General features: G+C 70.7%; 25 protein-coding genes. 19 read left to right on the forward strand and 6 right to left on the reverse strand.

What is annotated here, in order from left to right; all coding sequences use genetic code 11:
* Positions 1-9: 9 nt before the first annotated feature.
* The gene (locus tag AB0I98_RS17500; protein WP_362942188.1) at positions 10-828 is read right to left on the reverse strand and encodes an enoyl-CoA hydratase/isomerase family protein; all 819 of its coding nucleotides are present in this window, start codon (positions 826-828) and stop codon (positions 10-12) included.
* Between the two features lie 87 nt (positions 829-915).
* Here AB0I98_RS17500 and AB0I98_RS17505 point away from each other — a divergent pair, with 87 nt between their 5' ends.
* From AB0I98_RS17505 to AB0I98_RS17520, 4 genes are read left to right on the forward strand one after another with little or no spacing between them, the layout of a single operon-like run.
* Positions 916-2,025, forward strand: coding sequence for an acyl-CoA dehydrogenase family protein (locus AB0I98_RS17505; protein WP_362942011.1), 1,110 nt, complete (start codon positions 916-918; stop codon positions 2,023-2,025).
* Between the two features lie 30 nt (positions 2,026-2,055).
* Positions 2,056-3,234 (forward strand): acyl-CoA dehydrogenase family protein, encoded by a 1,179-nt coding sequence (locus tag AB0I98_RS17510; protein WP_362942191.1) that lies wholly within the window; start codon positions 2,056-2,058, stop codon positions 3,232-3,234.
* On the forward strand, positions 3,231-3,743 hold the full coding sequence (locus AB0I98_RS17515; RefSeq protein WP_362942014.1) for a nuclear transport factor 2 family protein: 513 nt from the start codon (positions 3,231-3,233) through the stop codon (positions 3,741-3,743). Before AB0I98_RS17510 ends, AB0I98_RS17515 begins: the two co-directional genes overlap by 4 nt.
* The gene (locus AB0I98_RS17520; protein ID WP_362942017.1) at positions 3,744-4,496 is read left to right on the forward strand and encodes an SDR family oxidoreductase; all 753 of its coding nucleotides are present in this window, start codon (positions 3,744-3,746) and stop codon (positions 4,494-4,496) included.
* Positions 4,497-4,584: 88 nt separating this feature from the next.
* Here AB0I98_RS17520 and AB0I98_RS17525 read toward each other — a convergent pair whose 3' ends face one another.
* Positions 4,585-5,172 carry a TetR/AcrR family transcriptional regulator gene (locus AB0I98_RS17525; protein ID WP_362942020.1) on the reverse strand — a complete coding sequence of 196 codons (588 nt, stop codon included), beginning with the start codon at positions 5,170-5,172 and terminating at the stop codon, positions 4,585-4,587.
* A 111-nt stretch (positions 5,173-5,283) separates the two neighbouring features.
* Here AB0I98_RS17525 and AB0I98_RS17530 point away from each other — a divergent pair, with 111 nt between their 5' ends.
* Both AB0I98_RS17530 and AB0I98_RS17535 read left to right on the forward strand, forming a co-directional pair.
* Positions 5,284-6,294, forward strand: a complete 1,011-nt coding sequence (locus tag AB0I98_RS17530) for an NADP-dependent oxidoreductase (RefSeq protein WP_362942194.1) — start codon at positions 5,284-5,286, stop codon at positions 6,292-6,294.
* Positions 6,295-6,453: 159 nt separating this feature from the next.
* Positions 6,454-7,203 (forward strand): SDR family oxidoreductase, encoded by a 750-nt coding sequence (locus AB0I98_RS17535; protein WP_362942023.1) that lies wholly within the window; start codon positions 6,454-6,456, stop codon positions 7,201-7,203.
* 22 nt (positions 7,204-7,225) lie between these two features.
* On the opposite strand, the gene AB0I98_RS17540 is transcribed toward AB0I98_RS17535, so the two are convergent.
* Positions 7,226-8,437 carry a CoA transferase gene (locus tag AB0I98_RS17540; protein WP_362942026.1) on the reverse strand — a complete coding sequence of 404 codons (1,212 nt, stop codon included), beginning with the start codon at positions 8,435-8,437 and terminating at the stop codon, positions 7,226-7,228.
* A gap of 129 nt (positions 8,438-8,566) precedes the next feature.
* Here AB0I98_RS17540 and AB0I98_RS17545 point away from each other — a divergent pair, with 129 nt between their 5' ends.
* The 6 genes from AB0I98_RS17545 to AB0I98_RS17570 are packed head-to-tail and all read left to right on the forward strand — an operon-like array spanning position 8,567 to position 13,338.
* Complete coding sequence (locus AB0I98_RS17545) at positions 8,567-9,061, forward strand: PaaI family thioesterase (protein ID WP_362942029.1); 495 nt, start codon at positions 8,567-8,569, stop codon at positions 9,059-9,061.
* 4 nt (positions 9,062-9,065) lie between these two features.
* Complete coding sequence (locus AB0I98_RS17550; protein WP_362942031.1) at positions 9,066-9,911, forward strand: enoyl-CoA hydratase-related protein; 846 nt, start codon at positions 9,066-9,068, stop codon at positions 9,909-9,911.
* Positions 9,912-9,929: 18 nt separating this feature from the next.
* On the forward strand, positions 9,930-10,370 hold the full coding sequence (locus AB0I98_RS17555; RefSeq protein WP_362942034.1) for a MaoC family dehydratase N-terminal domain-containing protein: 441 nt from the start codon (positions 9,930-9,932) through the stop codon (positions 10,368-10,370).
* Positions 10,370-10,786, forward strand: coding sequence for a MaoC/PaaZ C-terminal domain-containing protein (locus tag AB0I98_RS17560; protein ID WP_362942037.1), 417 nt, complete (start codon positions 10,370-10,372; stop codon positions 10,784-10,786). The genes AB0I98_RS17555 and AB0I98_RS17560 overlap by 1 nt, the downstream gene beginning before the upstream one ends.
* A gap of 3 nt (positions 10,787-10,789) precedes the next feature.
* Positions 10,790-12,235 carry a class I adenylate-forming enzyme family protein gene (locus AB0I98_RS17565; RefSeq protein WP_362942040.1) on the forward strand — a complete coding sequence of 482 codons (1,446 nt, stop codon included), beginning with the start codon at positions 10,790-10,792 and terminating at the stop codon, positions 12,233-12,235.
* On the forward strand, positions 12,232-13,338 hold the full coding sequence (locus AB0I98_RS17570) for a serine hydrolase domain-containing protein (protein WP_362942043.1): 1,107 nt from the start codon (positions 12,232-12,234) through the stop codon (positions 13,336-13,338). The genes AB0I98_RS17565 and AB0I98_RS17570 overlap by 4 nt, the downstream gene beginning before the upstream one ends.
* Before the next feature lie 15 nt (positions 13,339-13,353).
* Here the strand turns inward: AB0I98_RS17570 and AB0I98_RS17575 are convergent, their stop codons facing one another.
* Positions 13,354-14,154 (reverse strand): FCD domain-containing protein, encoded by an 801-nt coding sequence (locus AB0I98_RS17575; RefSeq protein WP_362942046.1) that lies wholly within the window; start codon positions 14,152-14,154, stop codon positions 13,354-13,356.
* Positions 14,155-14,324: 170 nt separating this feature from the next.
* Here AB0I98_RS17575 and AB0I98_RS17580 point away from each other — a divergent pair, with 170 nt between their 5' ends.
* Both AB0I98_RS17580 and AB0I98_RS17585 read left to right on the forward strand, forming a co-directional pair.
* Positions 14,325-15,113: an enoyl-CoA hydratase-related protein gene (locus AB0I98_RS17580; RefSeq protein WP_362942049.1), complete on the forward strand. Its 789-nt coding sequence runs from the start codon at positions 14,325-14,327 to the stop codon at positions 15,111-15,113.
* Complete coding sequence (locus AB0I98_RS17585) at positions 15,110-15,682, forward strand: DUF2889 domain-containing protein (protein WP_362942052.1); 573 nt, start codon at positions 15,110-15,112, stop codon at positions 15,680-15,682. Before AB0I98_RS17580 ends, AB0I98_RS17585 begins: the two co-directional genes overlap by 4 nt.
* A 133-nt stretch (positions 15,683-15,815) precedes the next feature.
* On the opposite strand, the gene AB0I98_RS17590 is transcribed toward AB0I98_RS17585, so the two are convergent.
* Positions 15,816-17,033: an acyl-CoA dehydrogenase family protein gene (locus AB0I98_RS17590; protein WP_362942055.1), complete on the reverse strand. Its 1,218-nt coding sequence runs from the start codon at positions 17,031-17,033 to the stop codon at positions 15,816-15,818.
* A 104-nt stretch (positions 17,034-17,137) separates the two neighbouring features.
* On the opposite strand from AB0I98_RS17590, the gene fabG reads away from it, so the two are divergent.
* From fabG to AB0I98_RS17615, 5 genes are read left to right on the forward strand one after another with little or no spacing between them, the layout of a single operon-like run.
* Positions 17,138-17,884, forward strand: coding sequence for a 3-oxoacyl-ACP reductase FabG (gene fabG / locus AB0I98_RS17595; RefSeq protein ID WP_362942058.1), 747 nt, complete (start codon positions 17,138-17,140; stop codon positions 17,882-17,884).
* A 30-nt stretch (positions 17,885-17,914) separates the two neighbouring features.
* Positions 17,915-19,150, forward strand: coding sequence for an acetyl-CoA C-acetyltransferase (locus AB0I98_RS17600; RefSeq protein WP_362942061.1), 1,236 nt, complete (start codon positions 17,915-17,917; stop codon positions 19,148-19,150).
* Entirely contained in the window at positions 19,150-20,751 is a 1,602-nt protein-coding gene (locus AB0I98_RS17605) for an OB-fold domain-containing protein (RefSeq protein ID WP_362942064.1), read from the forward strand. Before AB0I98_RS17600 ends, AB0I98_RS17605 begins: the two co-directional genes overlap by 1 nt.
* A 16-nt stretch (positions 20,752-20,767) precedes the next feature.
* Positions 20,768-21,976 carry an acetyl-CoA acetyltransferase gene (locus AB0I98_RS17610; RefSeq protein ID WP_362942068.1) on the forward strand — a complete coding sequence of 403 codons (1,209 nt, stop codon included), beginning with the start codon at positions 20,768-20,770 and terminating at the stop codon, positions 21,974-21,976.
* A 15-nt stretch (positions 21,977-21,991) separates the two neighbouring features.
* Entirely contained in the window at positions 21,992-22,789 is a 798-nt protein-coding gene (locus tag AB0I98_RS17615) for a glucose 1-dehydrogenase (RefSeq protein WP_362942071.1), read from the forward strand.
* Position 22,790: 1 nt separating this feature from the next.
* Here AB0I98_RS17615 and AB0I98_RS17620 read toward each other — a convergent pair whose 3' ends face one another.
* Positions 22,791-23,672, reverse strand: a complete 882-nt coding sequence (locus tag AB0I98_RS17620) for an NAD(P)-binding domain-containing protein (RefSeq protein ID WP_362942074.1) — start codon at positions 23,670-23,672, stop codon at positions 22,791-22,793.
* Positions 23,673-23,740: the final 68 nt, after the last annotated feature.

Raw genomic sequence — 23,740 nt, forward strand, 5'->3', positions numbered from 1 at the left:
GCGGGCTCCTCAGAGGTCGAGCGGGTGCTTGGCGGCCACGCCCTCGAAGTCCGGGGCGCGCTTCTCACGGTGGGCGGCGAGACCCTCGGTGACCTCGTGCCCGCCGAACCCGAAGAACTCCAGTCCCAGGGAGGCCTCGAAGAGCGGCCCCGCCGTGCGGTACCAGTGGTTGAGGGAGCGCTTGGTCCAGCTCAGCGCGCTGGCGGGTCCGGCGGCCAGGGCGGTCGCGAGGCGCAGCCCTTCGGCGTGCACCTCGCCGTCGTCGACACACTTGGAGACCAGGCCGATCCGCTCGGCCTCCTCGCCGGTGAGCGTCTCGCAGGTCAGCAGGTAGTACTTGGCCTTGGCCATGCCACACAGCAGCGGCCAGCAGATCGCCGCGTGGTCGCCAGCGGCCACACCGAGCCGGGTGTGCCCGTCGACGATCTTCGCCCGGCGCCCGGCCACGGAGATGTCCGCCAGCGTGCCGATCACCAGCCCGGCGCCGACGGCGGGACCGTGGATCGCGGACACCACGGGCTTGGAGCAGTTGATCACCCCGTACACCATGTCCCGCGCCTCACGCATCACCCGCGCTCGCACCGTGTAGTCCTCGGTCATGGCCTCGATGGAGTCGAAGGTCCCGCCCGCCGAGAAGGCCTTGCCCGCGCCCTGGACCAGGACCGCGCGCACGTCGTCGTCCCGGTCGACGACCGGCCAGATGTCGGCCAGCTCGCCGTGCATCTTGGGATCGACCGCGTTGAGGTGGGGGGCGTCGAGCACGATCCGGAGCACCCCGGGCGCGGGCCGCTCGAAGGTCAGGCTCGTGAACTGCTCATAGGGATCCATCACGTCATGCTCCTGGTGTATTCAGTTCGGATACTATAATTATCTAACTGTATCTGGGCGGGCAACACCGAGGACGGGAAGCTCGGGATGGATCTCACCTTCAGCGAGGAGCAGGACGAACTGCGCAAAGTCGTACGCTCGTTCCTCGCCCGACACTCCGACGAGGCCGCCGTACGCCGCCTCGCCGCCGACCCGCACGGTCTCGACGCCGTGGTCTGGCGGCGCATGGCCACCGAACTCGGCCTGCAGGGACTCGCCATACCGGAGGAGTACGGCGGCTCGGGCTTCGGTTACGTCGATCTCGGCATCGTCTTCGAGGAGGCGGGCCGGGCCCTGCTGTGCGCGCCGTACTTCGCCACCGTGGCCCTGGCCGCCGAGGCGCTCCTGCGCTGCGACGACGAGCAGGCCCGCGCCGACCTCCTGCCCGGCATCGCGTCCGGCGCGACGGTGGCCACGCTGGCGCTGACCGAGGAGAACGGCCGCTGGGACGAGACGGGCATCGGCCTCACGGCCGGGGCCGACAACCGGCTCACCGGAGTCAAGACGTACGTCCCCGACGGCCACCTCGCCAACCTGTTCCTGGTCGCCGCCCGCACCGCGTCCGGCATCAGCCTCTTCGCCGTCGAAGCCGACGCCCCGGGCCTCACCCGCACCCTCCTCCCCACCCTCGACCAGACCCGCAAACAGGCCCGCGTGGAGTTCCAGGACACCCCCGCCCGGCTGCTCGGCACCGAGGGCACCGCCTGGCCGGCACTGCGCCGCACCCTCGCCACCGCCTCCGTCCTGCTCGCCGCCGAACAGGTCGGGGGAGCGGCCGCGGCCCTGGACACCGCCGTGTCCTACGCGAGGATCCGCGTCCAGTACGGCAGGCCGATCGGTTCCTTCCAGGGCGTCAAGCACAAGTGCGCCGACATGCTCACCGAGATCGAGTCGGCGCGCTCGGCGGCGTACGGCGGCCTGTGGGCGCTGGACGCCGGGGACGAGACGCAGACCGCGATCGCCGCCGCGCTGGCCCAGGCCTTCTGCTCGGAGGCGTTCACCAAGGTCGCGGGCGACAGCATCCAGGTGCACGGCGGAATCGGCTTCACCTGGGAACACCCCGCCCACCTCTACCTGAAGCGGGCCAAGAGTTCCGAGGTGCTGCTGGGGACGCCCGCGTACCACCGGGAGCTGCTGGCCGCCCGGCTCGGCATCTAGGAGAGCGACATGGAGATCCCGGAGCACGACATGGAGCTGGACTTCGGACCCGCGGTACGCGACTTCCGCGACGAACTGCGCGACTGGCTCGCCGAGCACCTGGTGGGGGAGTTCGCCGAGCACAAAGGGGTGGGCGGCCCGACCGACGGAGCCGCCTGGGAGGTGCGCCTGGCCTGGGACCGCGAGCTATCCGCCGGGAACTGGCTGGGCGTGGGCTGGCCGAAGGAGTACGGCGGCCGAGGGCTGGGCCTCGTCGAGGAGATCGTCTTCGAGTATGAGTACGCGCGGGCCAACGCCCCCTACCGGGCCACCTGCAGCGCCCTCGACCTGCTCGGACCGATGCTGCTCGCGATGGGCAGCGAGGAGCAGAAGAAGCGCTTCCTGCCGCCGATCCTCGCCGTGGAGGAGCTGTGGGGCCAGGGCTTCAGCGAGCCCGGCGCCGGCTCCGACCTGGCGTCCGTCCGCACCCGGGCCGAACGCGACGGCGAGGAGTGGGTCATCGACGGGCAGAAGGTCTGGATGTCCTTCGGCGACCACGCCGACTGGCTCTACGTCCTCGCCCGCACCGACCCGGATTCCCAGCGGCACAAGGGCCTGACCATGCTGCTGGTGCCGACCGACCAGCCCGGCGTCGACATCCGCCCGATCCGCAACCTGGCCGGGCAGGACGAGTTCGCCGAGGTCTTCCTCTCCGGCGCACGCACCTCCGCCGACCTGGTCGTGGGCGAAGTCGGCGGCGGCTGGCGCACGGCGATGACCACCCTCGGCATCGAACGCGGCACCACGCTGCTGCCCCTCCAACTCAGCTACGAGCGTGAGGCCGACACCCTGATCGAGCTGGCCCGGGAGCGCGGCGCCCTAGACGATCCCATGCTGCGCCGCCGCATCCTGGACGCCTGGATCTCCGTACGCATCATGCGCACCACCAACATGCGGACCGTCGCCGAACTGATCGCGGGCCGCACGCCCGGCGCCCAGGCGACCACGGCGAAGCTGTACGCCTCCACACGCCACCAGCAACTCGGCCATCTGGCAATGGAGTTGGCGGGCCCCGCCGGGCAGATCGTCGGCGAGGACTACGGCCTGGACACCCGGCAGCGGTCCTTCCTGCTCTCCCTCGCGGAAACGATCTACGGCGGTTCCAGCGAGATCCAGCGCAACATCATCGGCGAGCAGGTGCTCGGACTCCCGAAGGACCCGCGGCCATGAGCGGGCCGGCGGACCGTATCGACCGCATCGAGTCCCAGCTGGCCATCCAGCAACTCCCCATCCGCTACGCCCTCGCGGTCGACGGCCGCGACCTCGACGCCTGGGTCGGCTGCTTCCGGCCCGACCTGGACATGGGCCGCCACGGCAGCGGCCGAGAGGCCCTGCGCGCCTACATCGAGCCCCTCGTCCGCGGCTTCCACCGCTCCATCCACCAGATCTGCGGCCACCGCGTCGAGTTCACCGGCCGCGACACCGCGACGGGCTCGGTGTACTGCCGGGCCGAGCACGAGGTGGGGGAGCGGTGGATCGTCATGGCGATCCGCTACGTCGACGACTACGCGCGCGTGGGCGGCGAGTGGTACTTCTCCCGGCGCCGCGAGCAGCACTGGTACGCGGCCGATGTGACCGAACGCCCGCAGTCCGTCGGCTTCAACAGCTGGGCGGGGGCCGGTGATCCACCACTGCCGGACGCCTTTCCCACCTGGGCCGCCTTCTGGAAGGAGACGTGAATGCGACTCAAGAGGAAGGTCGCGCTGGTCACCGGCGGCGGCCAGGGCGTGGGCCGCGGCATCGCGCTCGCACTGGCCGCCGAGGGCGCCGCCGTAGTCATCACGGGCCGCACCGAGAGCAAGCTGAAGGACACGGCCGCGGAGATCGCCGGGCGCGGGGGCCGGGCACACACCGTCGTGGGGGACGTGTGTGAACGCTCCGACGTCGACCACATGGTGGCGGAGACGGTACGGGAGTTCGGCGCGCTGGACGTGCTCGTCAACAACGCGCAGTCCTCGGTGCAGCGGCGGCTTGAGCAGACGTCGTACGACGATCTCGAACTCGCCTATCGCAGCGGGCCGTTGGCGACCTTCCACGCGATGCAGGCCGCGTTGCCCTGGTTGCGGGAGAGCCGGGGCAGCGTCGTCAACCTCGGTTCGTCGACCGCCGTGGTGGGAGATCCGACCTTCGCCTCGTACGCGATGGCCAAGGAGGCGATCCGTGGTCTGACGCGGGTTGCCGCGCGGGAGTGGGGCACGTATGGGATCCGCGTGAACGTCATCTGTCCGGCCGCGCTCAGCCCGGCCGCGGAGGTGTATCTGAGCGCCCATCCCGAACACGCCGAACGTCTTGCCGCGGACATTCCGTTGGGGCGGCTCGGTGATCCGGAGGAGGACATCGGGCGGGCGGTGGCGGCGCTGGTGAGCGACGACATGGGGTATCTGACGGGGGCGACGCTGATGTTGGAGGGTGGGCGCACGCTGATCGGGTGAGGGATGGGGTTTGTTTGGCTGCGGGCCGGTGGGGGCTTGTCGCGCAGTTCCCCGCGCCCCTTTGGGGCGCTGCCGCGCGTCGGCGATATCAGGTACGGGCGCGGCGTTCCTCCTCGGGTTCGCTGCTGCCCCCGCTCGTCAGGATCGCGCTCGCGACCACATCGAAGAGGTGGTCGGCGCGTGGGGCGAGCGAGGGTTGGTCGCCGAGCCAGGCGAGTGCCGCTATCAGCGCGAACAAGTCGGTGCCGTCGATATCGCTCCGCGCCGTGCCGGCGGCCTGGGCGCGGGTGAGGAGCCGTGCACCCGCTGCGCGCAGGGTGACGCACGAGGCGTGGAGTGCGGAGTCGGGGTCATCGATGGCGGCTGCCATCAGCACGGTCACGCCCCGGTACTCGGTGGTCCACGCCACGCAGTCGCGCAGCCACGAAACGAGCGCGTCTTCGGGCGAGCTCGACTTCTCCAACTCGCCTGCCTCTGCCGTCAGTTCCTCGAAGCTCGTGTGGAGCAGAGCCTCGAGCAGCGCCTCGCGCGTCGGGAAGTGGCGCAGCAGCGTCGCGAGCCCGACGTCGGCCCTGCGCGCGATGTCGCGCAGTGACACATCGACGCCCTGCTCGGTGATGGCGGTGCCCGCTACGGCGAGCACGTGGTCGCGGTTCTTCTTGGCGTCGGCCCGCATTGGCCCCTCTTGACTATCCGGATCAGTGGTCCATATATTCGGATCAGTGGTCCACTTATGTGGATCGCTGATCCGAATAAGCCTATCCCGCAATGCGAGCAGGAGAAAACGATGCCGACACACACGATGAGGGCGGTCCGGCTCCATGAGCACGGCGGTCCTGAAGTCCTGCGCCACGACGAGGTGCCGATTCCCGAGCCGGGGCCGGGCGAGGTGCTCGTTCGCGTGCACGCGGCCGGCATCAATCCTCCGGACTGGTACCTGCGCGACGGGATGTCCAACCTGCCTCCGGAGACGAGGCCGCAGTTCGACTTGCCCGTGATCCCGGGGACGGACCTGTCGGGCGTGGTCGAGGCCGTCGCCGCGGATGTGGACGGCTTCTCCGTCGGCGATGAAGTCTTCGGTCTCCTTCGCTTCCCCAGCTTCGACGGCAACACATATGCCGAGTACGTGGCCGCGCCCGCGTCGGACCTCGCACTCAAGCCGGCCGGCATCGATCACGTGCATGCCGCCGGGGCCCCCATGGCCGGGCTCACCGCGTGGCAGTTCCTGATCGAGCTCGGACACGATCACCCGTCGCCCTTCCAGGCGGCGAGGCATCGTCCGGTGCCACTCGACGCCGACACGACGGTGCTCATCAACGGAGCCGCGGGCGGCGTGGGCCACTTGGCGCTACAGCTGGCGAAATGGAAGGGCGCACGTGTCATCGCGGTGGCATCGGGCGCGCATGAATCGTTCCTGAGCGAGCTCGGCGCCGACGAGTTCATCGACTACACCAAGAGTCGTCCTGAGGAACTCGTACGCGGTGTCGACCTCGTTCTCGACACCGTCGGCGGCCCTCACAGCAGCCGCTTCCTGCGCACACTCAAGCGCGGCGGCTCCCAGTTCCCCGTGTTCTTCGGCGAATTCGACGAAGAGGAGACCGTGAAGCTGGGCGTCACAGTCACGGCCACCCAGGTCCGCTCGAACGGCACGCAACTCGCCGAACTGGGACGCCTGCTCGACGCCGGCACGGTCCGCGTCGCGATCGACAGCACGTTTCCGCTCGCGGATGCCCGAGCGGCGCACGAACGCGCCGCCCGAGGGCACATCCAGGGCAAGATCGTGCTCACGGTCGCTTAGGCGCCGACGACGGCTCTCGATCGGCCGATCGGCGCTCCCCCTGAGTCTCCCTTTCCGCGAGGACCATACCTCTTCCGTACCGATCGGTGCAGATGTGCTACGGTCCCGTTCGGCATCGTTCAGTACCGATCGGTGCGGAAATTCGTGGAGGTCATGGGTATGGGGCAGCTCGAAGGCAAGACCGCCGTCATCACCGGCGGCAGTACCGGAATCGGCCTGGCGACCGCGAAGCGACTCGCCGCCGAGGGCGCGCATGTGTTCATCATCGGTCGGCGCAAGACCGCGCTGGACGCGGCCGTGGAGGCCATCGGCCCGTCGGCGGCCACCGCGATGGCGGGTGATGTCTCCAACCTGGCCGACCTGGACCGTCTGTACGACGCGGTCCGCGCCCGGGGCCGGGGCCTGGACGTGGTCTTCGCGAACGCGGGGAGCGGCGCGCTCGCGACACTGGAGCAGACCACCGAGCAGCACGTGGAGCAGATCTTCGGTGTCAATGTGCGCGGCACGCTGTTCACCGTGCAGAAGGCGTTGCCTCTGCTCAACGACGGCGCATCGGTGATCCTGAACTCCTCGGTGCGCGCCGATGACGGGGTCGCGGCGTTCGGCACGTACGCGGCCTCCAAGGCGGCGATCCGGTCCTTCGCCCGGACCTGGGCCAACGAGCTCAAAGGCCGGAACGTCCGGGTCAACGCGATCTCCCCGGGCACCATCGACACGCCTGGACTCGACGCCGTGGTCAGCGGGGCGGACACGCCCGTCACCAAGGCGCAATTCGCCGCGGGCGTCCCGCTCGGCCGGATCGCGGACCCGGCCGAGGTCGCAAATGTGGTCGCTTTCCTCGCCTCCGAGCAGAGCAGCTTCATCCTCGGAGCCAACCTGTACGTCGACGGCGGCGAGAACCAGATCTGACCAGCGCTTCCCCAGCAGGGCCCTAGACCACGCCCCGCGCGCGCAGCTCAGCCAGCCGGGTCTCCGTCACCCCCGCCAGCCTGCTCAGGACCTCGGCCGTGTGCTCGCCCAGTGCGGGCGGCGGGGTGTAGCCGTCGACGGGGGTGGCGGTCAGGCGGATCGGGTTGGCGAGCAGGGGGAGTCGGCCGGAGAGTGGGTCCTCGACCTCGACCAGCATCTCGCGGTGGCGGATCTGGGGGTCGGCGAAGACCTCGGGCATTTCGTTGAACGGGCCCGCGGGGACGTCGTGTTCGTCCAGGACCGCAAGCCATTCGTCGCGGGTCCGGGTGCGGAGGATCTCCTCCAGCACCGGCAGGATCTGCTCGCGGTGCGCGATCCGGGCGGACGTCGAGGCGAACCGCAGGTCCTGCAACAGATCCGTACGGTCGGCCGCCGTACAGAACGCGGCGAACTGTTTGTCGTTGCCCGCGACCAGGAAGATCGGCTTGTCCTTGCACTCGAAGGCCTGGGACGGGATGCCGCCGTAGCCGCCGTTGCCGCGCCGCTGCGGGACCTCCCCCGACACCAGGTAGTTCATCGCGAAGTGGGACAGCGAGGCCAGCCCGCAGTCCAGCAGGGACAGGTCGATGAACTGGCCCTCGCCGGTGGTGTCCCGGTGCCGCAGGGCGGCGAGCACGGCCGTGGCGGCGTACAGGCCGGTGAGGATGTCGACCATGCTGACGCCGACCTTCATCGGCTCCTCGGGGTGACCTGAGACGCTCATCATCCCGGACATCGCCTGGAAGATGCCGTCGTAGCCGGGGCGTTGCGCATACGGCCCGGTCTGGCCGAAGCCGGTCACGGAGAGGTACACGAGCCGGGGGTTGAGCGCGCGCAGGCTCTCGTGGTCGAGCCCGTACTTCGCCAGCGTCCCCGCGCGGAAGTTCTCCACCAGGACGTCCGACCGGGCGGCCAGCGCACGGATCAGCTCCTGGCCCTCGGTGGTGGCGTGGTTGACGGTGACGGACCGCTTGTTGCGGTTGCAGGCGAGATAGAACGCGGCCGTGTCGGTGCGCTCGCCGTCCGGGCCGGCGGGGAAGGGCGGCCCGTACGTCCGGGAGTCGTCGCCGCTGCCCGGCCGCTCCACCTTGATCACCTCCGCGCCCAGGTCGCCCAGCATCTGGGTGGCCAGCGGGGCCGCGAGGATGCGGGACAGGTCGAGGACGCGGATCCCGGCCAGGGCGGTAGACGGCATCGAGCACCCTCCCCTTCTCAAGGACTTCTTAATGAGTTAGATAAATGCTACATCCACTTCTCGCGGATGGCGCTGAATCATGTAACTATATGGATCTGCACTGCGAGGCAGAGACCGGAAGGTGCGCGGATGACCGTCGCGGCGAGGAGCCTCACCGACCAGGAACAGCGCGAACGCCGCGAGTGGTTCCGGGCCCGCTGGGAGCGCGGGGTCAAGTTCAACCGCGGCTGCGGCATGCGGATCCTGCGCTGGGACCCGGACGGCATCGAGATCGTCCTGCCCTATGCCGAGTCGCTCTCCGCCCACGAAGGCGTCTTCCACGGCGGGGTGATCTCGGCGCTCATCGACACCGCGGGCGCCGGAGCCGTGATCGCCGGGCACGACTTCGACAAGGGCAGCCTGCTGAGCACCGTGTCGATGTCCGTGCAGTACCTCGCGCCCGCCCGCGGCCGGGAGGCCGTCGCCCACGCGCGGTGCGTCCGGCGCGGCCGGCGGCTGCACTTCGCCGATGTGGAGGTCCGTATGCCGGACGGCCGGATCTGCGCGCGGGGCCAGGTGGTGGTGACCATCTCCGGGGAACGGGCCGGTGTCGGCGACCCCATCGATCCGCTGACGGAGGAGTGACGACGTGCCCGAGCAAGCCGATCAGGACCTGGTGCTGTACGAGGTCGACGAGGACGGAGTCGCCACCCTCACCCTCAACCGGCCCGAACGCAAGAACGCCTGGAGCATCCCCATGGAGCGCCGCTTCTTCGCGCTCCTGGACGAGGCCGCACACGACCCGTCGGTGAAGGTCGTGATCATCACGGGCTCGGGCCGGGCGTTCTGCCCCGGCATGGACGTCCAGCGGCTGGAGCAGAACTCCCAGCCCGGCCAGTCCCTCAACCTCCAGGCTCGGATCCCGATGTACAGCAAGCGCGACATGCCGAAGCCCCTCATCGCCGCCATCAACGGCGCCTGCGCGGGCATCGGCCTGGTCCAGGCCCTCATCTGCGACATCCGCTTCGCCGCCCGAGGTGCCCGCTTCACCACCGCCTTCACCCGCCGCGGCCTCGCGGGCGAGTACAACCTGCCGTACGTCCTGCCCCGCGTCGTCGGCCTGGAGAACGCCCTCGACCTGCTGCTCTCCGGCCGGGTCTTCGACGCCGATGAGGCGAAGCAACTCGGGCTCGTCAGCCGGGTCGTGGAGCCCGAGGACCTGCTCGACGCGGCCCGCGCCTATGCCCGCGACATCGCCCGCAACTGCTCGCCGCGCGCCATGGCCGTCGTACGCCATCAGGTCTACGGCGATCTGGACCGGCCGTTCGAGGAGGCGCTGGCCCGCTCGTACTCGGCCATGGAGTTCTTCGCCGGGTCGCCGGACTTCCGTGAGGGCGTGGCGAGCTTCGTGGAGAAGCGGGAGCCGAAGTTCGAGGGGCTGCCCGCCGACTTCGATCCCGAGGACGCCACCCGCGACGCGTTCCTGCCGTACTGACCGAGGAGACGACGAGACATGACAGGGCAGCCATTCCCCGTCGAGGCCGGGCACATCATGATGTTCGCCCGCGCTATCGGCGACGAGAACCCGGCGTACGAGCAGTTCGCGCCGCCGACCTTCGCCATGGCGAACGCGCACTACGACCCGGAGTACCACCTGCGCCCCAAGCCGGGACAGGAGTGGTTCGGCTCCGGCGGCGGCCCCGGGACGATGCCCGAGGGCGGCGGAGGACTCCACGCCGAGCAGCACTTCGAGTACCACCGCCCGGTACGCGCGGGGGAGACGCTGTACGCGCACACCGTGCCCGGGCGCAGCTGGGAGAAGCGGGGCCGCACCGGGCTGCTGCTGTTCAGCGAGCGGATCACCGAATACCGGGACGCCGACGGCGAGAAGGTCGTCACCGCCCTGACCGTGGCCGTCGTTCCCGAGGGCCCCGCCACCCGGAAGGACTCGTGATGCACGTCGACGACATCAAGGGCGGCGAGACTCGTGAGAGCGTGCTCGTCGAGGACCTGAAGCGCACCCGGATCGTCCAGTACGCGGGTGCGTCCGGCGACTTCAACCCCCTGCACACCGACGAGGTGTTCGCCCAGCAGACCGCGGGCTACCCCGGCGTCTTCGCCCACGGCATGCTCACCATGGGCATGACCGGACGGGTGCTCACCGACTGGGTCGGCATCGAGTCGCTGCTGACCTTCGGCGTGCGCTTCAAGGCGCAGGTGTGGCCCGGGGACACCCTCACCGCCACGGCCACCGTCGAGTCCGTCGAGGACACACCGGCCGGTCCGGTCGCCCGCTTCTCCCTGCGCACGGTCAACCAGGACGGCGGCGAGGTGGTCACCGGCACCGCGACGGCCCGCCTGGAGCCCTGAACCGTGGACCGCCCAGGCGCAGTCGAGCAGGACACCTGGACCGCCATGGTCAACCGCGCCTACGACCATGCCCGCCCCGCCACCCGGTTCGGCGACGAGCGCTGGACCGGACGCGAACTCCTCGACCGAGCGGGCGGCGCCGCCGACTGGCTCGACACACTCGGTCTCACCCCCGGCGAACCCGTCCCCGCTCTCATCGCCACCTCCGCCGACGCCCTCGCCCTGGTGATCGGCGGCGCGGGCTCCGGACACCCGCCGGCGCCGCTCGGGGTGCGGATGACGCCGCACGAGATCGCGGCGGTGGTCTCGGCGGGCACGTCCGAAGTCATCGTCGTACAGGCCGAGTTCGCGCATCTCGGTGACGAAGTCGCCCACCTCGCGGGCCGCAAGTCCGTCGTGATACCCGAACTGCCCCGCATCTCCAGGTCACTTACAGCTGCTCCGGACGAACTCGCCGCCGTCCTGCACACCTCCGGCACGACGGGAGCACCCAAGCCCGTCCCCATGACCCAACGCCGACTCGCCGCCCGCGCCCGCGTCAACGGCGCACTCTGCGCGCTGGATGCCGAGAGCTTCTACGGCGGCAGCGCGCCCTTCCACCACATCGCGGGCCTGGGCAACATCGCCGTCGCGCTCGCCGCCGGAGCGCTGATCACCGGGCTGCCGCGGTTCACCGTCGACGGCTGGGCACGGCTCCGCGAACTCGGCACCACGCACACCAGCATGGTCCCCGCCATGCTGGAGACGCTGCTGGCCGCCGGACAGGCCCGGCACGAGAGCCTGCGCGTCCTCCAGTACGGCGGTGCGCCCATCCGCCCCGGCACGCTGCGGCGGACGTACGAGCAGATGCCCGGGGTCCGGATGCTCAACATGTTCGGGCAGACCGAGGGCTCACCGATCAGCGTGCTCACCCCAGACGACCATCGCGAGGCCATCGCCGGGCGCACGGAGTTGCTGCGGTCCGTCGGACGGGTGGCGCCCGGCGTCGAGTTGCGGGTGCGGGACCCCGGACCGGACGGAATCGGCGAGATCGACGCCCGCGCAGACCACTTCTTCCGGATCGACGAAGCGGGCTGGCTGCGCAGCGGCGATCTGGGACGGGTCTCGGCGGACGGCTATCTCTATCTCGCCGGGCGGCAGACCGACATGATCATTCGTGGCGGGGAGAACGTCCATCCGCTGGAGGTGGAGACCGTCCTCGCCGCCCATCCCGGTGTCGCCGACGTGGCGGTCACCGGCGCACCGGACGACCGACTCGGGCAGACGGTCGTCGCCTTCGTCGTCCCCGCCGACACCACCGCACCGCCCGAACCGGACGCGCTCCGGGCCTACGCCCGCGCCCGGCTGTCCGGCTTCAAGGTCCCCGTCCGCTGGAGCTTCGTCGCCGACCTGCCGCGCAACGCCAACGGCAAGGTGCTGCGCCGCAGTCTGAGCAGGAGAGTGACATGACACGCGAACCCGTGGGCGTCGACCCGCATCGACTGGATGTGCTGCTGCGCAGGATCAGGCTGGAGGTTGAGCACGGCCCGCTGCCGTCCGCGCAGGTCGCCGTCGCCCACGCGGGGAAGCTGGTGGCTTTCGAGACCTGGGGGGAGGCCCAGCCGGACACTCGCTACATCCTGCAGTCCGTGGGCCGGTCGATCGTCGCGGGCGCGGTGTGGAAGCTGATCGGCGACGGCCTGCTCGATCTTGGCGAGCAAGTGGCCGCGATCATCCCGGAGTTCGCGCCGAACGGGAAGGAGGCGGTGACGGTCGAGCAGGTGCTCACCCACACCGCCGGCTTCCCCTTCGCACCGCTCGGCCACCCGAAGATGCTCGACCGTGAGCAGCGCCTGGCCGCCTTCGGCCGCTGGCGGCTCGACTACCCGCCGGGCAGCCGCTTCCAGTTCCATCTCACCTCGGCCGCCTGGCTGATCGCGGAGATCGTGGAGCGCCGCACGGGCCTGCCCTTCGCCGACCATCTTCGCGAGCGGATCGTCGGCCCGCTGGGCCTGTCGTCGATCGAGCTGGGCGTACCGGTCGACCGGCAGCCCGGCACGGTCGCCCCGATGACCGCCACCGATCGCACCGACGACGACCAGAAGCCCGACCCCTGGGGTCCCTGGTATCTGTCCGACCCGGAGGTGCTGGCGGCGGGCGAGCCGAGTCACGCGCTCGTCGCCACCGCCGCCGATGTCGCCCTGTACTTCCAGGCGCTGGAACACTCGGGCCTGTGGAAGCCGGAGGCGGTGGCCGAGGGCACCCGGATCCGGCTGACCGAGCATCCCTACGGCGACCAGGTCTACGGCGGCGGGGGCAGCCGGCGGACGAGCATGGGGCTGTTCGTCACCGTCGCCGGCCCCGACGCGGGCAGCGGGCTGCCGTCCACCGGCTCGCCGTCACTCTTCGGGAACGCCGGAGCCGCCTATCAACTCGGCTTCATGGACCCGGAGACCGGGGTGTCCTTCGCGCTGCTGAGCAACGGCTATCCGCTCGCCGGCTACGACCACTCGCGGCGCGGTACGGCCTTCATGACGAACGTCGCCGACCTGGCGGCCGACCTCACGGACTGAGCGGGCCGAGCGGTGTCAGTCGATCAGTTCGAGGACGGTCTTCGGGCCGGCCGAGTTCACCACGTCGTCGGCGCTGGAGATGTGCCGCTGCCACAGCTTCTCGGCCTCGTCGGCCTTGCCGGACTCGATCAGCCCGACCAGCCGGACATGCGCGCGGTGACCCTTGAGGGCCTGCGCCTTCTGGGTCTCGGTGTCCGTGGCGGCCGCGGTGTACGAGGCGTTCGCCCGGTCGACGATGGTGCGCAGCATGCCGCACAGCAGGATCAGGGTCTGGTTGCCGGTGAGCTCGACCAGCAGGGCGTGGAAGGCGTCCTGGGCGTCCACGAGCGCGAGCGGGTCGTCCAGGACGGCCTTCTCGGCGGCCACCGCGTCCCGCAGCCGCTTGATGTCGTCCGCCGTGTGCTTGGTGGCGAGCTGGCGGGCGCACGGCGGCTCGATGAGCGCGGCCGCGCGGTAGACGTCGCCGAGGGTGGCGCCGCGGTATTCGAGGATCAGACCGGCGAAGCGGGCCGCGACATCGGCGTCCGGCGCGCTCACCCGGGCGCCGCCGTGGGCGCCGCGGCGCACCGTGATCAGCGACTCCGACTCCAGGACACGGAAGGCCTCACGCAGGGTCGGCCGGGAGATGCCGAACTGCTCCATCAGCCCCGACTCCGGCGGCAGCGCGTCGTCGGGCTTCAGCTCGCCCCGCACGATCTGGCGGCGCAGATGCGCGGCGACCAGCTCGGCCGTCTTCGGCACGCGCACCTGGCGTCCGACGCGGGCGCGGGAGGGGGCGGGCATGGTGGGCGCTTCTGCGCGGGCTGCCTCGGCCACGGCGGAGTCTCCTCGCTGACGATGTGTGCCGTATATAGCAAAATGAATCTGCTTAATGTATCGAGGGTACCAGGTCAAGGGGTCGGTGATCGCGGTCGGGTGGCCCCGGATCTGGCGTCCGTCCACCCTTTGGGTATATAGATGATTCATCTATCTATTTTGGAGACGCGATGGTGATCCTCTCCGACCTCACCGACGACGGGGTCATGCTGCTGACCCTCAACCGGCCCGAGTGGCACAACGCCTGGACCCTGGAGATGGAGCTGCTCTACAACGAGCTGTTCGACCGCGCCGAGTCCGATCCCGGCGTACGGGCCGTGGTGCTCACCGGCGCCGGGCGCAGCTTCTGCCCCGGGATGGACATGAGTGTGCTCGACGGGGCGTCCTCCGGGGCCAAGCCGTGGCCGACCGATCAGCTGCCGCCGCGCACCCGGCCGATGACCTTCCCGAAGCCCGTCGTGGCCGCGATCAACGGCGCCTGCGCCGGTATCGGCTTCAACCAGGCGCTGATGTGCGACGTGCGGTTCGCCGTGCCGGGCGCCCGGTTCGCCGCCGCGTTCAGTGCGCGCGGGCTGGTCGCGGAGGACGGGGTGTCCTGGATCCTGCCCCGGCTGGTCGGCTACGGGAACGCCAGCGATCTGCTGCTGTCCTCACGCCGGATCGACGGGCCGGAGGCGCTGGCGATGGGCCTGGTCAACCGTCTCGTCGAGCCCGAGGAGCTCCTGCCTACGGCACTCGCGTACGCCACCGAACTCGCCCGCTCCGCCAGCCCGTACGCGATGTCCCTGATCAAGCGGCAGCTCGCCGACGACCAGGCGCGGAGCTTCGTGGCGAGCCGGGACAGCGCGGCCGCCCTGCTGGCCACGGCGAAACGCGCCCCCGACTACCGGGAGGGCGTGCGCAGTTTCATCGAGCGACGGCAGCCGGAGTTCGCCGCGCTGGGCGAGGCGGCGTCGTGACCCGCGCCGGGCTGCCGCTGCACCGTCGCACGATCACCATCAGCGCCTACGAGGAGGACGGCGGCGCCGAGCTGTCCGTCGAGGCGGAACTGGCCGACGTACGGCCGCGGGAGGACGCGTCGGTTGCGACGGTCCACCGGATGGTGCTGGCCGTGCGGGTTCGGCTCGCGGACATGGTCATCGTGGCCGCCGACGCGGACATGCGGACGTTTCCGCATGCCGAGTGCCCGCTGATCGTCCCGGCGTTCGAGGGTCTGGTCGGGTTGAGCGTGGCCGCGGGGTTCAATCGGGCGATTCAGGGGCGGTTTCGGGGGACCTCGGGCTGTACCCATCTGTACGAGCTTGCCCGCGCGCTGGGTCCTGCCGTCGTGCAGGCCGCCATCTCGGCGAATGCGCGGCGCCGGGATTCGGGGCGGCCGTCGCACGGCCCGCGCTCCACCGCCGGCGTCCTCAACAGCTGCCACATCTGGGCGCCGGACGGTGTGGGGCTGCGGAAGTTGGATGCGGGGTGGCGGCCGGGGGAAGGGCCGCGGCCGGTGCCGGAGGTTGAGGTGTTCGAGGGGCGTTAGCTCCGCCGGGTGCGGTTCGCTGGCTGCGGGCCGGTGGGGGCTGGTCGCGCCCACGCGGCGGAGCCGCATATTGACACAGCCCCGCGCCCCTTTCGGGGCGCCATCGAACCCGGGGCTTGTCAGGAGCTGTCTGTCACACCTTTGGCTCCCTCGGTAGTCCCAGTACCCGTTCCGCGAGGATGTTCCGCTGTACCTGGGACGTGCCTGCGTAGATCGTGCCGGAGCGGGCGATGAGGTATGTCGTTGACCAGGATGCCGAGGAGTTCGCGGCGCCGGGGTCGTCGGTGCGGTAGGTGCGTAGGGGTGGGCGGCCCTGCGGGACCTGGGCGTGGAGGCCCATGATGTCCATCGCCAGGTCGGTGACCTCGGTGTGGTACTCGCTCCAGTACAGCTTGGCGATCGACGACTCCGGGCCGGGCTCGGCGCCCTTCAGCCAGCCGGTGAGGATGCGGTAGCCGAGGAAGCGCATGATCTCGACCTTGGACCAGCACCAGGCGATGCGCTGCCGTATGACCGGGTCCTGGTCCTTGCCGTACTGGCGGGCGAGTTCGACGAGACGCTCGACCTCGGCCTTGAAGAGGATCGGGTTGGTCGCGGCCTCCTCGCCGCGCTCCACGCCCAGCAGGCTCTGGGCGACCGTCCAGCCGTTGTCGACGCCGCCCACGACGAGGTCGGCGCGGGTGCGGGCGCCGGTGAAGAAGACCTCGTTGAAGTGGAGCTGGCCGCTCATCATGCGGAACGGGCGGACCTCGACGCCGGGTTGGTCGAGGGGGACGAGGAGGAAGGAGATGCCGCGGTGCTTGGGGGCGTCGCGGTCCGTGCGGGCCAGGACGAAGATCCAGTCGCAGTGGTGGGCGCCCGAGGTCCACACCTTCTGGCCGTCGATCACCCACTGGTCGCCGTCGCGTACGGCCCGGGTGGTGAGCGAGGCGAGGTCCGAGCCCGCGTCCGGCTCGGAGTAGCCCTGGCACCAGGTGTCCTCGCCGCTGAGGATGCGCGGCAGGAAGTGGCTCTTCTGCTCCTCCGTGCCCCAGCGCAGCAGGGTGTTCGCCAGCATCTTCACGCCGAACGTGTCCTGCGGCAGCCCGAACGGCACGCCCGCCAGCGCCAGTTCCTCCATCAGGACGACCTGGTGGAGCTTGGAGAGGCCGAGGCCGCCGTACTCCTCGGGCCAGGTGAGTGAGAGGTAGCCGCGCTCCGCGAGCCGCTTGCGCCAGTCGCGGGCGAAGGCCCACGCGGCCTCCTCGTCGAGGGCGCCGATGCCGTGCCAGTCGGCCGGAAGGGCGTCCGCGAGGAACGCCTTGACCTCGCTCCGGAACGCCTGGGTCTCCGGGGGATAAGTGATGTCCACCTGCGCTGTCTCCTCTCGCGGACGGGGGCTCGTCTTATTGATACTTTCAGCGTAATAGGTTATCTATTTAAGTGGAATAGCGTCGAGTCAGGGGACGGGCGGGCATGGGACTGCTGGACGGCCGTAGCGCGGTGATCACCGGTGGCGCACAGGGCATCGGCTTCGAGATCGCCGGTGTGCTCGGCAGCGCGGGTGCGTCGGTGGTCCTCGGCGACATCAACGAGGACGCGGCGGCCGAGGCCGCCGAGCGGCTCACCAAGAACGGCGTCGCCGCCACCTCCCTGCGCTGCGATGTCACGGACGAGGGGGAGGTCGCGGCCCTCGTCGCGCACTGCGCCGACACCTTCGGGCCCGTCGGCGTGATGATCAACAACGCCGGCATCACCCGGGACGCGACCCTGCGCAAGATGCGGAGCGCCGACTTCCGCGCCGTCGTCGACGTCCACCTCACGGGCGCCTGGAACGGCACCCGGTTCGCGGCCGAGTCGATGCGCGCGCACGGCGTGGGCGGCAGCATCGTCAACATCTCCTCGATCGCCGGCAAGGTCGGCAACTTCGGCCAGACCAACTACAGCGCCGCCAAGGCAGGCCTCGTCGGCCTCACCAAGGCCTCCGCCAAGGAACTGGCCCGCGCCGGCATCCGCGTCAACGCCGTCCAGCCCGGGCTGATCCGCACCGCCATGACCGAGGCCATGCCTCAGGCCGCCTGGGACGCCAAGCTCGCCGAGATCCCGATGAACCGCGCGGGCGAGCCCGCCGAGGTCGCCCAGGCGGTCCTCTTCCTCGCCTCCGACATGGCGAGCTACATCACCGGAGCGGTTCTCGAGGTGACCGGTGGCCGGTACATGTGACGCCCGCTCCCCTGACGAAAGGCATGACCGATGCGTGACGCGGTGATCTGTGAACCCGTGCGCACCCCCGTCGGCGGCTACGGAGGTGTCCTGAGGGACGTCACCGCGGCCGAGCTCGCGGCCACGGTCGTGCGGGCGGTGCTGGAACGGACCGGCATACCGCCCGGCGCTGTCGACGACGTACTCCTCGGCCAGTGCTACCCCAACGGCGAGGCACCCGCGATCGGCCGGGTCGCCGCCCTGGACGCGGGCCTGCCCGTCGAGGTGCCGGGCCTCCAGATCGACCGCCGGTGCGGCTCGGGGCTCCAGGCCGTGATCATCGCGGCCATGCAGGTGCAGACCGGCGCGAGCGACCTCGTCCTGGCCGGGGGAGTGGAGTCGATGAGCCAGGCCGAGTTCTACACCACCGACGTGCGGTGGGGCGTACGCGGCGCAGGCACCACCCTGCACGACCGGCTGGCCCGTGGCCGGGTCACCTCCGGAGGCGTCAACCACCCTGTCCCCGGTGGCATGTTGGAGACGGCCGAGAACCTGCGGCGCGAGTACGGCATCCCGCGCGAGGAACAGGACCGACTGGCCCTGCGCTCCCACGAGAAGGCCGTCGCCGCCCAGCGGGAGGGCCGGTTCGCGGACGAGATCGTGCCGGTCACGGTACGGAACCGCAAGGGCGAGACGCTCGTGGACACCGACGAACACCCGCGCCCCGACTCGACGTTGGAGAAGCTCGCGGCACTGCGCCCGGTCCTCGGCCGCAAGGACCCGGACGCGACCGTCACCGCCGGAAACGCCAGCGGTCAGAACGACGGCGCCTCACTCTGCATCGTCACCCACCCCGAACGCGCCGCCGAACTCGGCCTGCGCCCGCTGGGCCGCCTCGTGTCCTGGGCCGTGGCGGGCGTATCGCCGGAGACGATGGGCATCGGCCCAGTACCCGCCACAGCCAGGGCCCTGGAACGGGCCGGACTCAAGCTCGCGGACATCGACCTGATCGAACTCAACGAGGCCTTCGCCGCCCAGGTCCTCGCCTGTACCCGCGAATGGGCCCTGACCGAGGCCGACTTCGAGCGGTTCAACGTCAACGGCTCCGGTATCTCGCTCGGTCACCCCGTCGGCGCCACCGGCGGCCGCATCCTCGCCACCCTGCTGCGCGAACTCGACCGCCGCGGCGCCCGCTACGGCCTGGAGACCATGTGCCTCGGCGGCGGACAGGGCCTGGCCGCGGTCTTCGAGCGGCCCATCGACATCACTGCTCAGGGAGGACGCTGATGGCCGGACTGATCGCATACGGCGCCTACGTGCCGTACCACCGCCTCGCCCGCGCCGATCTCGCCGCCGTGCTCGGCACACCGCCCGGCAAGGGCACACGCGCGGTCGCGGGCTACGACGAGGACACCACCTCGATGGCCGTGGAAGCGGCCCGCGGCGCCCTATGGCCTGTGTCGGAAGTGGCGCCTGCCGGGCGACGCCCGGCACGCACTCTCGCCGCACCGGGCGAAAGCCCAAGTACGTCCAGTACGAGGGCTTCCGCCCGGCACGCCGAGAGCACGCACCGGACGCCGCCCGGCCCGCCCTCCGGGCGGACGACGCCACTTCCGACACAGGCCATAGCCCCCGACGGGCTGCGCCCCCGCATCGGCCAGCTCTTCCTCGCCACCGCGGCCCCCGCCTACCTCGACAAGACGAACGCCACCGCCGTCCACGCCGCCCTCGGCCTCGACGAGCACGTCCTCGCCGCCGACATGGCGGGCTCCGTACGCTCCGGCCTCGGCGCGCTCGTCACGGCCGCCCGCTCCACCGTCCCGACCCTCGCGGTCCTGTCCGACCTGCGCACCGGCCTGCCCGGCGGCAGCGACGAGTCCGCGGGCGGCGACGGCGCGGCGGCGTTCGTGTTCGGCGGACACCGCGACAGCACCCCCGTCATCGCGGAACTCCTCGCGCACGACACAGTGAGCGACGAGATCCTGGACCGCTGGCGCCTGCCCGGCTCGCCCACCTCCCGGGTGTGGGAGGAGCGGTTCGCCGAGGAGATCTACGTCGACCTCGCGAGCAAGGCCCTCGGCGCCGCGCTCGACCGGGCGGGACTCGACATCGCCGCCGTCGACCACCTCATCGTCTCCGGCCTGCACGCGCGCGCGTGCGCGGCGGTACGACGCAAGACCGGCGCCCGCCCCGAGGCCGTTACCGCCGACCTCACCGCGGCGATCGGCAACCCCGGCACCGCCCAGCCCGGCCTGCTCCTCGCCGACGTCCTCGACCGCGCCCGCCCCGGTGAGACCATCGCGCTGGTCGTGCTCGGCGACGGCGCCGGAGTCATCCTCCTGCGCACGACGGACGCCCTGCCGACCCACCGCAGCGCCCGCCCGGTCGCCGCGCAGATCGCGGCGGGCAGCGCGCCGATGCCGTACGCCACCTATCTCTCCTGGCGCGGGCTCCTCGACCGGGAACCGCCCCGCCGCCCCGACCCCGAACCGCCGTACGCCCCGCCCGCGCACCGCCGCAACAGGTGGAAGTACGGCTTCATGGCAACCCGTTGCGAGAAGTGCGGAACCCGCCATCTGCCGCCGGACCGCGTGTGCACGTCCTGCCACAGTGTCGACGCGATGACCGAGGAACCGATGGCCGACGTACGCGGCACGGTCGCCACCTTCACGGTCGACCGGCTCGCGCACACGCCGAGCCCGCCGATGCTCGTCGTGGTCGTCGACTACGACGGCGGCGGCCGGTTCCGCTGCCAGCTCACCGACGCCACCGAGGCCGACGCCGTCATCGGCGCCCGGGTGGAGATGACCTTCCGGCGCACCGTCACCGCGGCCGGCGTCCACAACTACTTCTGGAAGGCCCGTCCGGTCCGTACGGACGAGGACTGACGAGGGGAACGACATCATGGGCTCGCACGGAATTCGGGACCGCGTCGCCATCGTCGGCATGGGCTGCACGCCCTTCGGCGAACACTGGACCCGCTCGGCCGACGACCTGCTGGTCGACGCGGTCGGCGAAGCGGTCACCTCGGCCGGCATCACCCTCGACGACATCGACGCGTTCTGGCTCGGCACCCAGGCCTCCGGCGTCTCCGGCCTCACCCTCAGCCGCCCGCTCCATCTGCCCTGCAAGCCGGTCACCCGCCTGGAGAACATGTGCGCGACCGGCTCCGAGGCCCTGCGGAACGCCTGTTACGCGGTCGCCTCGGGCGCCTACGACGTGGCCATGGCGGTCGGCGTCGAGAAGCTCAAGGACTCCGGGATGAGCGGGCTTTCGGGTACGACGATGCCGGGCGCCGGTGACGACAGCCGCGGCGAGATCACCGCACCGGCCAACTTCTCCCTCCTCGCCCCCGCCTACGCCGCCAAGTACGGCCTGGACGAAGCCGAGTTGAAGGACGTCATCACCCGGATCGCCTGGAAGAACCACGCCAACGGCGCCCGCAACCCGCGCGCCCAGTTCCGCAAGGAAGTCCCGCTGGAGCGCATCAAGTCCGCGCCCATCGTCGCGGGCATGCTCGGCGTCTTCGACTGCTCCGGCGTCTCCGACGGCTCGGCCGCCGCGATCGTCGTACGAGCCGAGGACGCCTACCGGTACACGGACAAGCCGATCTTCGTGAAGGCCCTGTCGCTCGTCGCGGGACCCGCGGACGGACTCCAGGACCCGGAGTACGACTTCACCACCTTCCCCGAGGTCGTCGCCTCCGCGCAGGAGGCCTACCGCCAGGCCGGGGTCACCGACCCGCGTGCCGAGATCGCACTCGCCGAGGTCCACGACTGCTTCACGCCCACCGAACTGGTGCTGATGGAGGACCTGGGCTTCTCCGGGCGCGGGCAGGCCTGGAAGGACGTCACCAGCGGAGTGTTCGACCTGGACGGCTCGCTGCCGGTCAATCCGGACGGCGGGCTCAAGGCCTTCGGCCACCCCATCGGCGCCTCCGGTCTGCGCATGATGTTCGAGGCGTGGCTGCAGCTGCGCGGCGAGGCACCACCGGAGCGCACCGTGCGCACGCTCGCCGAGGGCCGCTCTCTCGCACTTACGCACAACCTGGGCGGCGGACCCGGCGAGTGCGTATCGTTCGTGTCATTGGTCGGCAGCGAACTCACCGACTGAGAAAGGGAGTTCGCCATGGGACGACTTGACGAGAAGATCACGGTCGTGACGGGCGCCGCCTCCGGGATCGGCGCCGCCACCGCGCGCCGCGTGGCGGCCGAGGGCGCGCACACGGTGGTCGCCGATCTGAACCTCGACGGCGCCAAAGCCGTCACGGAGGAGATCCGGGCCGCCGGCGGCTCCGCGCTCGCCGTCCAGGTCGACCTCGGCGACGTCGAGAGCGTACGGGCCATGGTGGAGGCGACCGTCCAGACGTACGGCGGCCTCGACGTCCTGGACAACAACGCCGCCGCCACACACCTGGCCGCCCATCAGGACCTCGCGGTCGCGGAGGCCGACCCGGCCGTCTGGGACGACACCATGCGGATCAACCTGCGCGGCACCATGGTCGCGATCCAGGCCGCCGTCCCGCACATGATCGCGCGGGGCGGCGGGTCCATCATCAACACCTCGTCCTGTTCCGGCATCGCGGGGGATCTGCGCAACCCCGCCTACGGTGCCTCGAAGGCCGCGATCATCAACCTCACGAAGTACGTGGCCACGCAGTACGGCAAGCAGAGCGTCCGCTGCAACGCCATCGCGCCGGGATTCATCGTCACGCCGGCGAGCGACGACTCGGCGCACGGAGCCATCCGGGAAGCGATGCTGCGCCATCACCTCACCCCACGGCTGGGGCTGCCGGAGGACGTCGCCTCGGCGGTCGTCTTCCTCGCCTCCGACGAGTCCGTGTTCATCACCGGGCACACCCTGCGCGTGGACGGCGGACTGCTCGCCCATCAACCGTATGTGGCGGATCTGCGCGACAGCATGTGAGTCACCGCAGCAGCAGGTCGACCACGCCCGTCAGATCCTCCTCGCCGCTGCTTTCGGCCAGGCGGCGGCGCATCAACGCGAAGTAGGGGCTGAGCAGTTCAGGGCTGACGCCCTGCTGCTCGGCCGTGCTCAGGAACGTCGGCGTGCCGGCCACCTGCATGGCCAGATTGGACACGACACCCTTGGTGTAGTCGCCGTTCTTCAGCTGATCGGCGGTCGTGTGCACGGCCGGTGCCATCGCGACGAGCCAGTCCACGAGCAGCGGGGCGAGCGACGTGGGGTCGATGTCCTCCTTGCGGATCAGCGCGAAGGCATGCGTCACCCCGGCGAACATCCCGTACATGGCGCTCAGCAGGGCCACGTCGTGCAGGGCCGCGAAGCCCGCGTCCGTGCCGACGTAGTGGGTGCCGACCGGGACGCCCAGAGTCTCCTGATGCCGCTCGAACAGCTCCCGCGAGCCGCTGTAGAAGACGTAGCCACCCGCGTCCGGAACGCCGACCATCGGTGGCACAGCCATGATCCCGCCATCCAGGTAGCGAGCGCCGCGCTCACGGGCCCACTCGGCGCGCTCCCGGGCCTGGGCCGGAGTGCTGGTGGTCAGGTTGACCAGGTCCCGGCCGGCCAGATCGGTGCCGCCCAGCACCTCCTCGACCGAGGCGTCGTCCAACAGGCAGATGACGACCAGCGTGTTCGCCGCGACCGCCTCAGCGGCGCTGTCCGCGACCCGCGCACCCTCGGCGCCGAGCGCCGCCGCGCGGGCCGGGGTGCGGTTCCAGACGGTGAGCGGGTGCCCTGCGGCCATCCAGGCCCGGGCCAGTGCGGTACCCATCGCGCCGAGGCCCAGCAGCGTGACGGAGGTCTTCTCAACAGTGTTCTGTGTCATACCGACCAGGCTGGTCGCAGGCCCGAAGGTGATCAAGTACGTACTTCGGAGTGGGTGGTTACTCTGGG

The organism is Streptomyces sp. NPDC050211 (assembly GCF_040656035.1).
Lineage (GTDB): Bacteria > Actinomycetota > Actinomycetes > Streptomycetales > Streptomycetaceae > Streptomyces.

Excerpts from the sequence above, each read along its gene's own strand:
- AB0I98_RS17580 (WP_362942049.1), top strand. The coding sequence starts at position 14,325 with ATGGTGATCCTCTCCGACCTCACCGACGACGGGGTCATGCTGCTGACC.
- AB0I98_RS17545 (WP_362942029.1), top strand. The coding sequence starts at position 8,567 with ATGACCGTCGCGGCGAGGAGCCTCACCGACCAGGAACAGCGCGAACGC.
- AB0I98_RS17615 (WP_362942071.1), top strand. The coding sequence starts at position 21,992 with ATGGGACGACTTGACGAGAAGATCACGGTCGTGACGGGCGCCGCCTCC.
- AB0I98_RS17510 (WP_362942191.1), top strand. The coding sequence starts at position 2,056 with ATGGAGCTGGACTTCGGACCCGCGGTACGCGACTTCCGCGACGAACTG.
- AB0I98_RS17570 (WP_362942043.1), top strand. The coding sequence starts at position 12,232 with ATGACACGCGAACCCGTGGGCGTCGACCCGCATCGACTGGATGTGCTG.
- AB0I98_RS17540 (WP_362942026.1), bottom strand. The coding sequence starts at position 8,437 with ATGCCGTCTACCGCCCTGGCCGGGATCCGCGTCCTCGACCTGTCCCGC.
- AB0I98_RS17560 (WP_362942037.1), top strand. The coding sequence starts at position 10,370 with ATGCACGTCGACGACATCAAGGGCGGCGAGACTCGTGAGAGCGTGCTC.
- AB0I98_RS17505 (WP_362942011.1), top strand. The coding sequence starts at position 916 with ATGGATCTCACCTTCAGCGAGGAGCAGGACGAACTGCGCAAAGTCGTA.
- AB0I98_RS17500 (WP_362942188.1), bottom strand. The coding sequence starts at position 828 with ATGGATCCCTATGAGCAGTTCACGAGCCTGACCTTCGAGCGGCCCGCG.
- AB0I98_RS17555 (WP_362942034.1), top strand. The coding sequence starts at position 9,930 with ATGACAGGGCAGCCATTCCCCGTCGAGGCCGGGCACATCATGATGTTC.
- AB0I98_RS17600 (WP_362942061.1), top strand. The coding sequence starts at position 17,915 with ATGCGTGACGCGGTGATCTGTGAACCCGTGCGCACCCCCGTCGGCGGC.
- AB0I98_RS17525 (WP_362942020.1), bottom strand. The coding sequence starts at position 5,172 with ATGCGGGCCGACGCCAAGAAGAACCGCGACCACGTGCTCGCCGTAGCG.
- fabG (WP_362942058.1), top strand. The coding sequence starts at position 17,138 with ATGGGACTGCTGGACGGCCGTAGCGCGGTGATCACCGGTGGCGCACAG.
- AB0I98_RS17515 (WP_362942014.1), top strand. The coding sequence starts at position 3,231 with ATGAGCGGGCCGGCGGACCGTATCGACCGCATCGAGTCCCAGCTGGCC.
- AB0I98_RS17605 (WP_362942064.1), top strand. The coding sequence starts at position 19,150 with ATGGCCGGACTGATCGCATACGGCGCCTACGTGCCGTACCACCGCCTC.
- AB0I98_RS17535 (WP_362942023.1), top strand. The coding sequence starts at position 6,454 with ATGGGGCAGCTCGAAGGCAAGACCGCCGTCATCACCGGCGGCAGTACC.
- AB0I98_RS17530 (WP_362942194.1), top strand. The coding sequence starts at position 5,284 with ATGCCGACACACACGATGAGGGCGGTCCGGCTCCATGAGCACGGCGGT.
- AB0I98_RS17620 (WP_362942074.1), bottom strand. The coding sequence starts at position 23,672 with ATGACACAGAACACTGTTGAGAAGACCTCCGTCACGCTGCTGGGCCTC.
- AB0I98_RS17520 (WP_362942017.1), top strand. The coding sequence starts at position 3,744 with ATGCGACTCAAGAGGAAGGTCGCGCTGGTCACCGGCGGCGGCCAGGGC.
- AB0I98_RS17610 (WP_362942068.1), top strand. The coding sequence starts at position 20,768 with ATGGGCTCGCACGGAATTCGGGACCGCGTCGCCATCGTCGGCATGGGC.